This is a genomic window from Kribbella sp. NPDC004138 (genome assembly GCF_053603655.1).
The window spans coordinates 358,979-374,384 of record NZ_JBSGFZ010000003.1; the positions used below are offsets into that span (position 1 = coordinate 358,979).

General features: G+C 68.4%; 12 protein-coding genes. 4 read left to right on the forward strand and 8 right to left on the reverse strand.

Annotated features, from left to right (window positions below; all coding sequences use genetic code 11):
• The first annotated feature begins 82 nt into the window (after positions 1-82).
• On the forward strand, positions 83-1,816 hold the full coding sequence (locus tag ACWEOO_RS05905; protein ID WP_452142008.1) for a BCCT family transporter: 1,734 nt from the start codon (positions 83-85) through the stop codon (positions 1,814-1,816).
• On the opposite strand, the gene ACWEOO_RS05910 is transcribed toward ACWEOO_RS05905, so the two are convergent.
• From ACWEOO_RS05910 to whiA, 8 genes are all read right to left on the reverse strand, one after another.
• The gene (locus tag ACWEOO_RS05910) at positions 1,806-2,786 is read right to left on the reverse strand and encodes an SMP-30/gluconolactonase/LRE family protein (protein ID WP_452142009.1); all 981 of its coding nucleotides are present in this window, start codon (positions 2,784-2,786) and stop codon (positions 1,806-1,808) included. The two genes, ACWEOO_RS05905 and ACWEOO_RS05910, sit on opposite strands and share 11 nt — an antisense overlap.
• Positions 2,787-2,875: 89 nt before the next feature.
• Positions 2,876-3,235, reverse strand: a complete 360-nt coding sequence (locus tag ACWEOO_RS05915; protein ID WP_131296896.1) for an RNA polymerase-binding protein RbpA — start codon at positions 3,233-3,235, stop codon at positions 2,876-2,878.
• A 16-nt stretch (positions 3,236-3,251) separates the two neighbouring features.
• Complete coding sequence (gene secG / locus ACWEOO_RS05920; RefSeq protein ID WP_130385521.1) at positions 3,252-3,485, reverse strand: preprotein translocase subunit SecG; 234 nt, start codon at positions 3,483-3,485, stop codon at positions 3,252-3,254.
• Positions 3,482-4,288: a triose-phosphate isomerase gene (gene tpiA / locus ACWEOO_RS05925; RefSeq protein ID WP_359925063.1), complete on the reverse strand. Its 807-nt coding sequence runs from the start codon at positions 4,286-4,288 to the stop codon at positions 3,482-3,484. Before tpiA ends, secG begins: the two co-directional genes overlap by 4 nt.
• A gap of 5 nt (positions 4,289-4,293) precedes the next feature.
• Positions 4,294-5,487 (reverse strand): phosphoglycerate kinase, encoded by a 1,194-nt coding sequence (locus ACWEOO_RS05930; protein ID WP_452142010.1) that lies wholly within the window; start codon positions 5,485-5,487, stop codon positions 4,294-4,296.
• 84 nt (positions 5,488-5,571) lie between these two features.
• Entirely contained in the window at positions 5,572-6,579 is a 1,008-nt protein-coding gene (gene gap, locus ACWEOO_RS05935; protein WP_452142011.1) for a type I glyceraldehyde-3-phosphate dehydrogenase, read from the reverse strand.
• A 205-nt stretch (positions 6,580-6,784) separates the two neighbouring features.
• A complete protein-coding gene (locus ACWEOO_RS05940) occupies positions 6,785-8,314 on the reverse strand; it encodes a M4 family metallopeptidase (protein WP_452142012.1) in 1,530 nt (509 codons plus the stop codon).
• A 222-nt stretch (positions 8,315-8,536) separates the two neighbouring features.
• The gene (gene whiA / locus ACWEOO_RS05945; protein ID WP_141860534.1) at positions 8,537-9,520 is read right to left on the reverse strand and encodes a DNA-binding protein WhiA; all 984 of its coding nucleotides are present in this window, start codon (positions 9,518-9,520) and stop codon (positions 8,537-8,539) included.
• Between the two features lie 141 nt (positions 9,521-9,661).
• On the opposite strand from whiA, the gene ACWEOO_RS05950 reads away from it, so the two are divergent.
• The 3 genes from ACWEOO_RS05950 to ACWEOO_RS05960 all read left to right on the forward strand — a co-directional run bounded on the left by ACWEOO_RS05950 (position 9,662) and on the right by ACWEOO_RS05960 (position 15,380).
• Positions 9,662-10,168 carry a SigE family RNA polymerase sigma factor gene (locus ACWEOO_RS05950; protein WP_359925052.1) on the forward strand — a complete coding sequence of 169 codons (507 nt, stop codon included), beginning with the start codon at positions 9,662-9,664 and terminating at the stop codon, positions 10,166-10,168.
• Positions 10,165-11,607 (forward strand): hypothetical protein, encoded by a 1,443-nt coding sequence (locus ACWEOO_RS05955; RefSeq protein ID WP_452142013.1) that lies wholly within the window; start codon positions 10,165-10,167, stop codon positions 11,605-11,607. Before ACWEOO_RS05950 ends, ACWEOO_RS05955 begins: the two co-directional genes overlap by 4 nt.
• A gap of 521 nt (positions 11,608-12,128) precedes the next feature.
• A complete protein-coding gene (locus ACWEOO_RS05960; protein ID WP_452142014.1) occupies positions 12,129-15,380 on the forward strand; it encodes an NACHT domain-containing protein in 3,252 nt (1,083 codons plus the stop codon).
• Positions 15,381-15,406: the final 26 nt, after the last annotated feature.

Consider the following 15,406-nt stretch of genomic DNA (forward strand, 5'->3'; position numbering starts at 1 on the left):
GCCACGATCTCCGACACGGTCGTAAGGCCCTACCCCCGACACAACAGAACGGAGGCGCGCCGAAGCGCGGCGTGACTTACCTGTGGCCATCGACATCGACAGCCAGACAGAGACTCCCGACCACGCAGCACATCCCGCAATCGCCACTCCACCACCACCCGGCAGCCGAAGTCGCGGCTCCGGACTCGACCGCGTCACCTTCGGGGTCACCGCGGTCATCGCCCTGGCGTTCGTCGCCTGGGGCATCGTCGACGCCACCGGTCTCGGGACGGCGTCCACCTCGGCCCTCGGCTGGGTCGAACAGAACACCGGCTGGCTGTTCGTCCTGCTGGCCTCCGGCTTCGTCGTCTACGTGATCTGGCTGGCGGCCGGACGCTACGGGCGGATCCCGCTCGGCCGCGACGACGAGGAACCCGAGTTCAAGACTGTGTCCTGGGTCGCGATGATGTTCAGCGCCGGCATGGGCATCGGCCTGATGTTCTTCGGCGTCAGCGAGCCGCTGTCGCACTTCGCCTCTCCCCCGCCCGGCACGGTCGAGGGCGGTACGTCGCAGGCGCTGGAGACCGCGATGGCGACGACGCTGTTCCACTGGACGCTGCACCCGTGGGCGATCTACGCGGTCGTCGGCATCGCGATCGCGTACGGCACCTTCCGGCGCGGCCGCTCGCAGCTGATCAGCGCGGCGTTCGCCCCGCTGCTGGGACGCCGTACCGAAGGGCCGATCGGCAAGGTCATCGACGGGCTGGCGATCTTCGCGACCCTGTTCGGATCGGCCGCGTCGCTCGGGCTCGGCGCGCTGCAGATCGGGTCCGGCGTCCGGATCCTCGGCTGGCTGGACAAGACCGGCAACGGCGTCATGGTCGGCGTCATCGCCGTACTGACCGCGGCGTTCGTCGCGTCCGCCGTGTCCGGCGTTGCCAAGGGCATCCAATGGCTCTCGAACATCAACATGGTGCTGGCCGTCGTGCTCGCGGTCTTCGTGTTCGTGGTCGGCCCGACGGTGCTGATCCTGAACCTGGTCCCGACCGCGATCGGCGACTACTTCCGCGACCTGGCCGACATGGCCGCCCGGACCGAGGCCAGCGGCGGCGACGCGATGGCGACGTGGCTGTCCGGCTGGACGGTCTTCTACTGGGCCTGGTGGATCTCGTGGACGCCGTTCGTCGGCATGTTCATCGCCCGGATCAGCCGCGGCCGCACGATCCGGCAGTTCGTCACCGGCGTGCTGCTGGTGCCGTCGCTGGTCAGCCTGCTGTGGTTCTGCATCTTCGGCGGGACCGCGATCGACATCCAGCGCGGCGGCACCGACATCGCGGGCGCGTCGACGACCGAGGGCCAGCTGTTCGGCATGCTCGACCACATCCCGCTCAGCGCGGTCACCACGATCATCGTGGTCGTCCTGGTCGCGATCTTCTTCGTGTCCGGTGCGGACGCGGCGTCGATCGTGATGGGCACGCTGTCCGAGCGCGGCGCGATCGAGCCGAAGAAGCCGCTGGTGATCTTCTGGGGCGTGCTCACCGGCGCGGTCGCGGCGGTGATGCTGCTCGCCGGCGGAGGCGGCTCGGATGCCCTGCAAGGCCTGCAGAACCTCACGATCGTCGCGGCGCTGCCGTTCGCGGTCGTCATGGTCGGGCTGGCGATCGCGCTGGCCAAGGACCTGCGCACGGATCCCCTGATGCTGCGCCGCGAGATCGGCTCGGAGGCGGTCGAGGCGGCGGTCATCGAGGGCGTCGGCCGGCACGGCGACGACTTCGCCCTGGTCGTCTGCAACGGCAACGCCAACGACGACCAGCCGCAGGACGAACCTACGAAGTAGGCGTGGGGAACGTGGCTAGGGAGCTGGTGCCGATGCTTCCTAGCCACACCTTGCCGTCGCGTTCGCGGACGCCGGTGGGCATGTGGAAGCCCGGGTGCTTGGCGCGCAGGTCGTGGACCAGCACGCCGGTCTCGTCGTACGCCTGGATCTCGATGATGTCCGCGGCCTTCGGCTTCAGCGCGTCCGGCAGCGCCCAGACCACCTTGCGGAGCGTCGGGTGCTTGGGCAGCAGCAGGTCGAGGACGGCGTTGCGCGGCGAGCCGACCGCAACCCAGATCAGACCGTCGGAGCCACGCGCGATGTTGTCCGGCAGCCCCGGGATCTCGGCGATCTGCGCGGGCTCGGCGCCGTCCGTCGTGAGGTCGAGCTTGTACAGCCCGTACATCGCGGTCTCGGCCCAGAACAGCGAACGGCGGTCGCTGCTCAACGCCACGCCGTTCGGGAAGCCGCGGCCGGTGGCCAGCCGGGTGATCTCCCCGTCAGGCGTCCGGCGGTACACGCTGCCGGTGGTGCTGTGCTCGAGGAGGTCGGCCATCCACTCGTCGATCCCGAACCGGGTCGAGGAGTCGGTGAAGTAGACCGTGCCGTCCTCGGTGACGTCGGCGTTGTTGCAGAACCGCATCGGGCGGCCGTCGATCTCCGACAGCAGCGTGCTGATCCGGTGGTCGCGGTCGAGGGTGAGCAGACCTCGATTGGCGTCGCAGATCAGCACCTTGCCGTCCGGCAGCCACTCCAGCCCGAGCGGCCGGCCGCCGGTGTCGGCGAGCGTGCTGATCGTCAGGCCGTCAGCGCTGACGCGCAGGATGCGGCCGTCGTACAGCCCGGTGAGGACGCTGCCGTCCTCGTCGATCAGCGTGTCCTCGGGGCCGGCGCCCGGCAACGCGACGACCGACACCTCGATTCCGGACGGCGTCCGGGCCGGCGGCGCGGGCGGCGGGGTCCAGCGGACGGGCGCGATCGACGACTTCATGCGCAGACCCTAGCGCTTCGCGGTCGGCCGGCCACAAACGGTACAGCCCGGACCGACACTCGATCGGTCCGGGCTGCTCGTCGTACTGGTCAGAAGATGACCTCGCCGCGGGCGCGGCGGGCGCGGAGCTTCTCCAGCGCCTCGTCGAGGATCTCCTGGGCCTCCTGCTCGGAGCGGCGCTCCTTCACGTAGGCCAGGTGCGTCTTGTAGGGCTCGATCTTCGGCGGCGGAGGCGGGTTGTTCACATCGGTGCTGGTCGGCAGACCGCACCGCGGACAATCCCACTCCTCCGGGATGGCCGCCTCGACCGCGAACCAGGTCGCGGTCTCGTGGCCGTTCGCACAGAAGAACACGATGCGCTGCCGGGGCGCGGTGTCGCCGCGCTCCGCCTCGCCCATCGGTCCGGCGCCGACCCGGCTGCCACGAATCGCACTGCCACCACCAGCCACGGGAACCTACTCCCCCTCAGCCGAGCTTGTAGAGCAGGCCGAGCGCGACGATGGCGGCGAACCAGATCAGACCGACACCGATGGTGATCCGGTCCAGGTTCCGCTCGGCGACCGACGAGCCGCCCAGGCTGGACGACACACCGCCACCGAAGAGGTCCGAGAGGCCGCCACCGCGGCCTTTGTGCAGCAGCACCAGCAGCGTCAGGAACAGGCTGCAGACGATCACGACGATCGAGAAAGCGAGAATCACGAGGAGTAGCCTAACTGAAGGTCCAGGTAACGGCAGATGCCGGCGAACTCGTCCACCTGGAGGCTCGCACCTCCGACCAGGCAGCCGTCGACATCCGGTTGGGCCATGATGCCACCTGCACTGGCCATCTTCACCGATCCGCCGTAAAGAATCCGTACCGAGTCGGCCACCGAGGGTGAGATCGTCTCCTCGATCCGGCCCCGGATCGCGGCGATCACCTCCTGCGCGTCCTCCGGCGTCGCGACCTCGCCGGTGCCGATCGCCCAGACCGGCTCGTACGCGATCACGACCTTGCGGACGTCGTCCTGCTTCAGCCCGGCCAGACCGGCGTCGACCTGACCCAGGCAGTGCGCGACGTGCCCGTCGGCCTTCCGGATCTCCAGGCCCTCGCCGACGCACATGATCGGGGTCAGGCCCGCCTCGAGCGCCTTCGTGGTCTTGGCGTTGACCAGCTCGTCGGTCTCGTTGTGGTACTGCCGGCGCTCGGAGTGCCCGGTCAGCACGTACGTGCAGCCGAGCTTGGTGAGCATCGCCGCCGAGATCTCGCCGGTGTACGCCCCGGAGTCGTGCGTGGACACGTCCTGGGCGCCGTACCTGATCTTCATCCGGTCACCGTCGACCAGCGTCTGCACGCTGCGGATGTCGGTGAACGGCGGCAGCACCGCCACCTCGACCCGGTCGAAGTCGTGCTTCTTGTCCTGCAGCGTCCAGCTCAGCTTCTGCAGCAGGTGCACGGCCTCGACATGGTTGAGGTTCATCTTCCAGTTGCCCGCCATCAACGGCGTACGGGCGCTGTCGGCCATCGGTTTCAGTCCTCTTCCAGTACCGCGAGACCCGGGAGCTCCTTGCCCTCCAGGTATTCGAGCGACGCACCGCCACCGGTGGAGATGTGGCCGAACGCCTCGTCGGCGAAGCCTAGCTGCCGGACGGCGGCCGCGGAGTCACCGCCGCCGACGACACTCAGGCCGTCCACCCCGGTCAACGCCTGCGCGACGGCCTTGGTTCCGCCGGCGAACGGCGCCATCTCGAAGACGCCCATCGGGCCGTTCCAGAACACGGTGTGCGCGCCGGCGATCTCGGCGGCGAACGCCGTGCCGGACTCCGGGCCGATGTCCAGGCCGAGCTGGTCGGCGGGAATCGCGTCGGCGGCCACCACGGTGGCCGGCGAGTCGGCCTTGAACTCGGGCGCGACCACGATGTCGGTCGGCAGCACGATCTTGTCGCCGGCCTCCTTGAGGTACCCGCGGACGACGTCCAGCTGGTCCTCTTCGAGCAGGCTCTTGCCGACCTCGTGGCCCTGCGCCTTCAGGAACGTGAAGACCATGCCGCCGCCGATCAGCAGCTTGTCGGCCTTGGCGAGCAGGTTGTCGATCACCGCGAGCTTGTCCGACACCTTGGCGCCGCCGAGCACGACGACGTACGGCCGCGCCGGGTCCTCGGTCAGCTTCTTCAGGACGTCGACCTCGGCGAGCACCAGCCCGCCGGCGGCGTGCGGCAGCTTGCGCGCCACGTCGTACACGCTGGCCTGCTTGCGGTGCACGACACCGAAGCCGTCGCTGACGAACACGTCCGCGAGCGCGGCGAGCTCCTCGGCCAGCGCCTCGCGCTGCGCCTCGTCCTTGCTCTCCTCGCGCGGGTCGTAGCGGACGTTCTCGAGCAGCAGGACCTCGCCCTCGTCCAGGTCCTGTACGGCGGCCTGCGCGGCGTCGCCGGTCACGTCACCGGCGAACCGCACGGTGATGCCCTCGGGCTGGAGCAGCTCGCCGAGCCGCTTCGCGACCGGGGCCAGCGTGAACTCCGGCTTCGGCTCGCCCTTCGGACGGCCCAGGTGCGCGGTGACGATCACCTTCGCGCCGGCCTTCGCGAGCGTGATCAGCGTCGGCAGCGAGGCGCGGATCCGGCCGTCGTCGCCGATCACCTCGCCCTTGATCGGCACGTTCAGGTCGGAGCGGACCAGCACCCGCTGACCGGCCAGGTCGCCGAGATCTTCGATGGTCTTCACAGTGTCAGATCCTCAGGAGAAACAGGCTTGCGCCCGAAGGAGGACACCAGGGTCACCTTCGGACGCAAGCACCGGAACGGAACGTCAGAGCGAGGCGCCGACGTGGTTGACCAGGTCGACCAGGCGGTTCGAGTAGCCCCACTCGTTGTCGTACCAGCCGACGACCTTGACCTGGTTGCCGATCACCTTGGTCAGGCCCGCGTCGAAGATGCAGGACGCCGGGTCGGTGACGATGTCGCTCGAGACGATCTCGTCCTCGGTGTAGGTCAGGTAGCCTTTCAGCGAGCCCTCGGCCGCGGCGGCCTTGTAGGCCTCCTTGACCTCTTCGACGGTGACCTCGCGGCCGACCTCGACGGTCAGGTCGGTGGCCGAGCCGGTCGGGACCGGCACCCGCAGCGCGTAGCCGTCCAGCTTGCCCTTGAGCTCCGGCAGCACCAGGCCGATCGCCTTCGCGGCGCCGGTCGAGGTCGGGACGATGTTCAGCGCGGCGGCGCGGGCGCGCCGCAGGTCCTTGTGCGGGCCGTCCTGCAGGTTCTGGTCCTGGGTGTACGCGTGGATCGTGGTCATCAGACCCTTCTCGATCGTGAACGCGTCGTTCAGAACCTTGGCCAGCGGGGCGATGCAGTTCGTGGTGCAGGACGCGTTCGAGATCACGGTGTGCTTCTCGGCGTCGTACAGGTCGTGGTTCACGCCCATCACCACGGTGAGGTCCTCGTTCTTCGCCGGGGCGGAGATGATGACCTTCTTGGCGCCGTTGTCGGCGTGCGTCTTGGCCTTGGAGGCGTCGGTGAAGAAGCCGGTGGACTCGATCACCACGTCGGCGCCGACGTCCGACCACTTCAGGTTGGCCGGGTCGCGCTCGGCGAACGCCTTGAAGCTCTTGCCGCCGACGGTGATGTCGTCGTCGGTGGCGGAGACCTCACCCGGGAAGCGGCCCAGGATCGAGTCGTACTTCAGCAGGTGAGCGAGGGTCTGGTTGTCGGTCAGGTCGTTGACGGCGACGACCTCGATGTCGGCACCGGACGCCTGCACGGCGCGGAAGAAGTTACGGCCGATGCGGCCGAAGCCGTTGATACCTACGCGTACGGTCACGGGTCTGCGTCTCCTCAGAACTAGCTTTGGCACTGCCGCTACAGCCCGAACACTAGCCCAACAGCCCACTCGATCAACTGGTAGCGTCCAGATGAGACCACCGGTAGTTTTTCACTGCTTCAGACCAGACCACTGGCTGGTACGACGAACGGCGATTTCCGGAAAGTCTCTCCGGAAACCGCCGCTCGATCAGATGTTCATCCCGTTACGGCAGAACGTTCACCGCGGCCCACGCCTTGTCGACCGCGGCCCGCTCCGGGCTGCTCGCGCCGTACAGGTCCGTGGCGGCGTTCAGCGTCGCCGTCCGGGCGCCGTGGTAGTCGGTCCGCGACGTCATGTACGTCGTCAGCGCGCGGTACCAGATCTTCTCGGCCTTGGTGATGCCGATCCCGGTGACCGTGACGCCGCCCGCGGTCGGGCTGTTGTACGCGACGCCGTTGATCGTCTTCGCGCCGCTGCCCTCGGACAGCAGGTAGAAGAAGTGGTTGCCGACACCGGACGAGTAGTGCACGTTCAGCCGGCCGACGCTCTTCGACCACGCGTCCGCGCTGGCCCCGTCCATCGACGGCTTGTCCATCCGCCGGATGTAGTTCACCGCCGGGTTGTAGTCGGTGAAGATCTCCTCACCCATCACGTAGTCCGGGGTGTCCTGGCTGTTGGCGGCGTACCACTCGACCGCCGTACCGAAGATGTCCGAGGTGGACTCGTTCAGACCACCGGACTCGCCGCTGTAGCGCAGGCCGGCCGAGCGGCTGGTGACACCGTGGCTCATCTCGTGGCCGGCGATGTCCAGCTCGACCAGCGGGCCGATGCCCTGGCTCGCGTCGCCGTCGCCGTACCGCATGCAGAAGCAGGAGTCGCTCCAGGACGCGTTCACGTACGCGCCGTCGTGAACGTACGACTTCGCGCCCTGACCGTCGTTGGCGATGCCGTTGCGGCCGTGCACGTTCTTGTAGTAGTCCCAGGTCTCCGCGATGCCGTAGTGCGCGTCGACGCCGGCGGTCTGGGCGTTGGAGTTGCTGCCGGTCCCCCACACGTTGTCCGCGTCGGAGTAGAGCGTGCCGGCGTTGTACGTCGAGTTGCCGCCGCGGACCGGGTCGACCATAGTCCAGCTGGTGCCGGACTTGGTGGTGTCGAGTCCGACGGTGCCGACGTACAGGCCGGTGCCGCTGCCGAGGTCGTCGTTGACGGTCGTCCAGCTGTCGAGGACCTTGCCGGTCTGCGCGTCGACGTACGTCTCGGTGCCGGTCGGCTCACCGTTGGCCTTGCGGCCCTCGCTGACGACCTTGTAGGCGAGCTTGGACTGGCCGGCGTTCGTCACGAAGACGACGAGCTGCTGCTTGCTGCCCTTGGTCTTGGCGGCTGCGAACGCGGTCGCGGCGGACACAGCCGGCTTCGTCGACAGGCTGAGCTTGCCGATCCCACCGGTGGACGAACGGGCCTTGCCCGCCTTGTCCTGGTGGACGACGACATCGCCGCCGACGACGGGCAGACCCTGGTACGTGCGGTCGAACCGGACGTGGCTGCTGCCGTCCGCGTCCGTGACGACATCGCGGACGACCAGGTCGCCGCCGTCGCCGAGGCCGAGCTGCGCGGCGTTGGCGCGGGCGGCCGCGACCGGCGACGCGGCGGGGCCGCTGCCGGGCTGGGCGGCCTGGACGGTGGCGGTGATGGAGGCGACGGCCAGGCCGGCGATCGCCGTCGCGGCGAGACCGGCGCGATGGATGCGCTTCATGGGAACTCCCTTGGGCGGAAGACGCGCACGCACCGGGACAAGGTCGTGCGCGAATGGGCACGCACACCCTGTGCGAGCCGTCCGCCAAAAGGAACCGATCGGCGTCGAAAACCCCGAAGTCCCGGGTAATCCTTCGACGCCGGGCCGGTCACCCCGCGCCGACGGCAGCGGCCCCGGAAACGAGTTCCGGGGCCGCTGGTTCGTGCGGGAAGTCGCTGCCGGTCAGGCCGGGTCGAGCATCTCCGGGGTCAGGTTGGCCTCGGTGTTCGGGATGCCGAGGTCGCTGGCGCGCTTGTCGGCCATCGCGAGCAACCGGCGGATCCGGCCGGCCACGGCGTCCTTGGTGAGGGCCGGCTCGTGCAGCTGGCCGAGCTCCTCGAGGCTGGCCTGCTTGTGCTCCAGCCGCAGCTTGCCCGCCACCTGCAGGTGGTCCGGCACGTCGTCGCCGAGGATCTCCAGCGCCCGCTCCACGCGAGCACCCGCCGCCACCGCCGCGCGGGCCGAACGGCGCAGGTTCGCGTCGTCGAAGTTGGCCAGCCGGTTCGCGGTCGCGCGGACCTCGCGGCGCATCCGGCGCTCCTCCCAGGCCAGCACCGACTCGTGCGCGCCGAGCCGGGTCAGCAGGGCGCCGATCGCGTCGCCGTCGCGGATCACCACGCGATCGACGTTGCGCACCTCACGGGCCTTCGAACCGATGCCGAGCCGCCGCGCCGCACCGACCAGCGCGAGGGCCGCCTCCGGCCCCGGGCAGGTCACCTCGAGCGAGGACGACCGGCCGGGCTCGGTCAGCGAACCGTGCGCCAGGAACGCACCCCGCCAGGCCGCCACCGCGTCACAGGAAGCCCCGGACACGACCGCCGGCGGGAGACCGCGGACCGGACGGCCCCGGTTGTCGACCAGACCGGTCTGTCGCGCGAGCGCGTCACCGTCCCGGACCACGCGAACGACGTACTTCGTCTGCTTGCGGATACCGGACGGCGAGATCACCACTACGTCGGACGGGTGGCCGAAGATCTCGGCGATGTCCTTGCGCAGCCGCCGGGCCGCGGCGCCGCTGTCCAACTCGGCCTCCACGACGATCCGCCCCGACACCAGGTGCAGCCCGCCCGCGAACCGCAATATGGACGACACCTCGGCCTTGCGGCAACAGGGTTTCGTGACCTGGATGCTGGTCAGCTCGGACTTCACCTGTGCAGTCATCGCCATAGAAGGCATCCTCCCACCCATGTCAAAGACCCTCGGTGGGTCACACCCCTTCCAACGCCGCGACCGGCCGCCCGTTACGAAGTCTGCAACCTTCGGCAGCATTGGCTGCGTTCCCTCGGCAACACTGTGGAACGGAGGGGTATGCACGCACGTGACGAAGCCGAGTTCACCGAGTTCGCCGCCATCATGCTGCGCCGGTTACGACGTACGGCGTACCTGATGTGCGGTGACTGGCATCGGGCCGAGGACGCGGCTCAGGACGCGCTGGTCAAGATCTACCGCCGCTGGACCCGGATCGACCGGACCCAGGGGCTCAACAGCTATGCGCACCAATGCCTGGTGACGGCCGTGTTCGACCAGGCCAGGAAGCCCTGGCGGCGCGAACGCCTCGCCGACACCGAGGAGCCGTCCGCACCACTGCCCGATCACGCGACGTCGGTCGACGACCGCCTGCTCGTCGTCCAGGCCCTCGCCTCCTTGCCGGCGAGTCAGCGGGCGTGCGTCGTACTGCGGCACTACGCCGACCTCAGCCTCGAACAGACCGCCGAAGTCCTCGGCATCGGCGTCGGCGGGGTGAAGAGCCAGTCCTCCCGTGGCCTCGCCCGCCTGCGCGACCTACTCGACCAGACCGAAAGGAGCGCCCCATGAGCACCGACCTCGAACGACTGCTCGCAGCAGCCGCCGACGACACCGACCAGCCGTTGCACACCGACGTCGACGAGATCCTGGTCCGCGGCCGGCGCTCGGTCCGGAAGAGCCGGATCGCCACCGTCTCCACGGCGGTGCTCACCACCGCCGCGATCGTCGGCGGGATCGCCGCGTGGTCCACCACGCGCCCGGAGAGCGCAGAACCAGCGGGTACGCCGAACGGCCAGACCATCACCATCGACGTGAAGACCGGCCGGATCATCGACGACGAGACCGGCAAGACGGTCGTGCCGGCTCCGCCGGTGAGCCCGTTGTCCGACGCCGAGGTCCTCAGCCGCTGCACGAAGTACGACCATGCGTACCAGCACTTCAGCCAGGCCCACCCCGGCAAGACGCTGGACAAGGCCGGGCCGGTCGATGCCCGCTGGAAGATCGTGGTGAAGAGCGGCGATCGGTCGGTGCTGAACGCCCTGTTCCTCTCACCCGACCAGTCGATCGTGTCGACCTGCACCATGGACGGCCCGGAGAAGCCGGACTCCTTCGGGCGCACCCGCACGGCCGCGATCTCGGCCAAGGGTCAGATCCGGCATCAGATGCAGCCGCAGGACGGCCTCCGCGTTCCGGTCCGCGGTGTCACCCGGGTGCTCGTGGACCTCGCTGGTGAAAGCAGACCTCGTGAGGCCCTGCTGGGAACTGATGGCTTCCTCACCCTCGGCCACCCCGGCGAGAACGCCAAGCTGATCACGGTGGACCGGATCCGCGGCTACGACGCCGGCGGCACGAAGATCTACGAACACGTCCCGACCCCGATCACTCCCCCGTCAATGCCGGCCGTCGACCCGTCGGTCACCGTCAGGACCGCCGACCCGATCACGCCGCAGGTCGTGCTCACGAAGGATCCGGAGACCGGCAAGCCCCTCGCTCCCGCGCCGCTGGTGAGTGCGCTGACCGACGAGCAGATCACCACCCGCTGCCGTGGGGTGGACGACATCTACTTCAAAGACAGCGCGGGCCATCCGGCCGACCCGCGGATCAAGGCGGCCGGCCCAGTCACGAAGGACTGGCAGGTCGCGCTCAAGACCGGTACCGGCAACAAGCTCACCGCCGTCCTTGTCTCTCCGGACAAGCGGGTCCTCGCGTGGTGCCACATGCTGGCGGCAACGGCCAACGGCTCGTACGACTACGCCCGGAGTGCGGTGCAGGCCAACGGGACCTTCAAAGACGACGGCACGTTCGCCATGGTGCCTAACGGCGTCGCGCAGATCATCGTCGACCTGCCGGGACAAGGCCCGACCCGCGCGCTGATCTCGAACGGCTTCTACATCTGGGGCCTCACCGGCGGGAACTCGGACATTCAGAGCGTCCGGGTCCGCGGGTACGACGCGCGCGGCAAGCAGATCTACGACACCAAGAAGGACGTCGACGCCGACTTCGACTAGAGCTCGTCGTCGATCAGGCTCTTCGGCAGGCAGCGGTTGGTCCAGAGGATCGCTTGCCACCGGCAAATGGCGGCGACATTCGCCACACCGTCGTCGTTCCAGTCGTCGCACATTGGTCGCCGAGCAGCGCGGAAATCCCTGCCACGGTGGAAAAACGCGCGTCTTCACTGATCCTGCAGAAAGATGCCATTGAGCCGCTGAACGCGTGGTGACGTGATCCGCCGGCCCGGACCCGTCACCGCCCGTACAGCGGGCCAGGTCTATTTGCTGCGGGCAACATCAATCTCTGGCGAATTCTCCGAAAGAGGTCTTCGGTCGGCATTCGCTGGTGCTTGTGGAAGGCAACCAGGCGCTGCTCGAAACACAGCAAACCTGGGGATGTGCGGCGTTCTGCCAATATCGAGCCGCCAGCGTTCAGTAATGGCGGAGAAGTTCTCTTGTGGTTAAAGGTGTCACTTAAGCGGTTTTATGCAGTACTCTCTGCAATTGCAGGGGTGGGGAGCTGGTGTTGGGGGCGCCGAATGGTGAACAATGCCGAGCGGCCGGGGGACTTCGCGGACGCCGGGATCGTGGCGAGGATCGTTCCGATCCTGGTGGCTTTCGGGCCACCGGTGGCTGTCAGCGGCTGGTTGTGGTCGAAGGTTCAGCAGAATCCGGTGGTCAGCATCGTCGTTCTGATGGGCTATTGGTTCCTGGTCGCGGTCGTACGATTCGTCTTCCGGGTGAGCAGTGAGGTCGGGGATTTGTGGATTCCCCGGACCGCCGCGGCGGTCGACCGGCGGGTGAGTGCGTTCCTGAAGAGCTACCGCGCGCGCTATCTGGGCCAACTGCTCGCCAGCGTGCGCGATGTCGAATTGCTCGGCATGGCCACCCAGGGAGAGTTCTCGCTGCAGCTCCGGCATGTCTATGTCGACGTCAGCCTGGCGCCGTCGCCGTTGCAGACGGCGACGCACGCGCCGTTCGTCGGAGCCGAGACTCCGGCCGGCGAGCGCCGGTCGCTGGATTCGTTCCTGGACAGCCGTCAGCCGCGGGTCTTCGCGGTGATCGGTGGCCCGGGTTCGGGTAAGACGACCCTGCTGCGCCGGACGGCGATTACACTGGGACAGCGGCGCGGCCACAAACGCGGGGTGCCGGTGATCCTTTACCTGCGCGACCATGTCCAGGAGATCATCCGCGATCCCGGGGTGTCGATTCCCGAACTGGTCGCGAGCGTTACCTGGCTGAAAGGTACGGTCACGGCGGACTGGTTCGAGCGCGGCCTGAGGAAAGGCCGTTGTGTCGTCATGCTGGACGGTTTGGACGAGGTCGCGGTCGAGGAACAGCGGCAGTTGACATCCACGTGGGTACAGGACCAGGTCGCGCGCTATCCGGCGAACCATTTCATCCTGACGTCGCGGCCGCACGGCTATGAATCGAATCCGGTCCGGGGTGCCGACGTACTGCAGGTCCGTCGGTTCACCAGTGACCAGATCTTCAGGTTCGTGCACAGGTGGTACTACGCCATCGAGTGCCGCAGCACCGGCGAGACCGGCGAGCGAACCCGAGCGATCGCGAAGGATCACGCCGCCGATCTCCTCCGCCGGATGCGCCTGCAGCCGGCTCTGTACGACCTGGCGGCCAACCCGATGCTGCTGACGATGATCGCCAACGTCCACAAGTACCGCGGCGCGCTGCCCGGCAGCCGGTCGGCGTTGTACGGCGAGATGTGCGATCTGCTGCTGCACCGGCGGCAGGCGGCCAAGCACCTGTCCGCGGGATCAGGTCTGAAGGCCGAACAGCGGGCCAAGGTGGTGCGCAAGCTGGCGCTGGCGATGATGACCCGCGAGGTCCGCGACGTGACGCGGGAGTCCGCGAGTGACATCGTCGGGCCGACGCTGACGAGGATCCCGCGGGCCGCGACGGCCGATGTGTTTCTGGCCGAGCTCACCACGAGTGGTCTGTTCGTCGAACGCGAGGTCGGTCTGTACGCGTTCGCGCATCAGACCCTGCAGGAGTACCTCGCGGCCGCGGAGATCCGTGATCATCCCGAGGTGAACGCTCTGGCGACGAAGGTCGACAACGCCTGGTGGCGCGAGACGATCCTCCTGTGGGCGGCGAACGCGGACGCGTCGCCCGTCATCGAGGCGTGCCTGAAGTCAGGCACGGTCGGCGCACTGGCGCTGGGCTTCGACTGTGCCGACGAAGCCCGCGAGGTCGACGTGGATCTCGTCGAACGCCTCGACGCGATGCTGTACTCGGATCCGCCGGCATCCGACGTCCTGGCACGCGACGCGCATCGCCGGCTGATGGCCGCGGTTCGCGCGTCGCGCACCCTTCGCCACACCGTGACCCTCAGCAATGGCGCTGTGGCGTGCGCGCAGCCTTTCCCGCTGTCGCTGTATCGCCTGTACGTCGACTTGTCGGGCGATCCGGGCGGTTCGGTTCGCAAGCCCGCGAAGGACGACAATGCGGAGGCGGTCGGGGTCTCGGCCGCCGAGGTCGAAAAGGTCGTCAGGTGGGTCAACGGTCTGTTCGACGACGGCACCGCCTACCGGCTGCCGGTACGCCGCGAGCTCGCCGATCCGATCACCGACGTCATCGTCGACCTGACCCGCCGGACCGTGTGGTACGCCGAGGACCCGCCCGCGGGAGCGGCCCCGCTGCCCGGAATCCGCACCCGGAAGGGATACGCCGGACCACGGCTGTTCGTGCCACCAGGGGTCTCGCATCCGTACGTCGCGAGCGACGGCCTGCTCGCGGAGACCATCCGGCGCGATCTGCGCTCCGTCGTCGGTGCGCTTCCTTATGTACTGAGCCTTGCTCTCGAGCGGGATCTGGAGCGGGCACGCACCCGAGACTTCACGGCGACTCTCGACCGGCTCGATCTGTTGAACCACAGCATGACGCCGGCGCTGGTCAAGGACGCGATCCACGTCGATCGGGCGCTGGCGCGGAGTCGTGGCGGAGACTTGTCGCAGGATCGCGACCTGCACCGGCGGCTCGACCGCCTCAGGGATCTGGCTGGTGGTTTGGCGGCGGTCACGGACTTCCCTGTCCCGCCCGTGCTGGTGCGCGAGTTCCGGCGTACCCTCCGTCGGGGGCGCGCCGTCGACGAAGCGATCAGTCAGGCGCTCGACATCATCTTGACGCACTCGTTGATCTCCGACGACGTGCCGATGCTGGTCCAGGAACTGCAGGATCCGGCGACGCTGCCCACCACCGCACCGGCGGGGCGAACCGTGCTGCAATGGGCCCCTTCGCGCATTCATCGCGACCAGTTCGAGCTCACGGTCGTGGCGCTCAGCCTGCTGCTGTCGCTCTGGGAGCCGCACAAGACGAAGTACCGCCACAGCCAGGGCTGGGTGCAGTTCGAGCGGTTCCTTGTCGACCTGTTCGCGGCGTCGAGCGAACTGACGCCGGCCATTCCCGATGAGGTCGAAGGTGTCCTGCGCCGGCTCGAGCCGTTGTTGCTCAAGGCAACCTGGAGCAGCGGGTCGGCTTTCGCGGGAGCCGACGCGGACCGCGACGAGCGATGCTGGCGGATCCTGGCCCGGCGGATCGTGGTCGTGTCCGCGTCCATGATCGCGACGACGGTCCACCACCCCGATGCGCCGTACACCAGCAGCCCGGCGATTCGGCTCGGCCTGCTCGCAGCGGCCTGCGTCGCGGACAGATTCACCGACGCCGCGATCGCACAAAGCCTTCGGGGACTCCACAGCAGCCTCACCTGCCTCGACGCCCGTCTCGACGACCCCAGCCTGCCTTCAGAGGTGCTGCTCCTCATGCGCGCGTAGGCGATGCGGTCGCCGTACTTCACGGC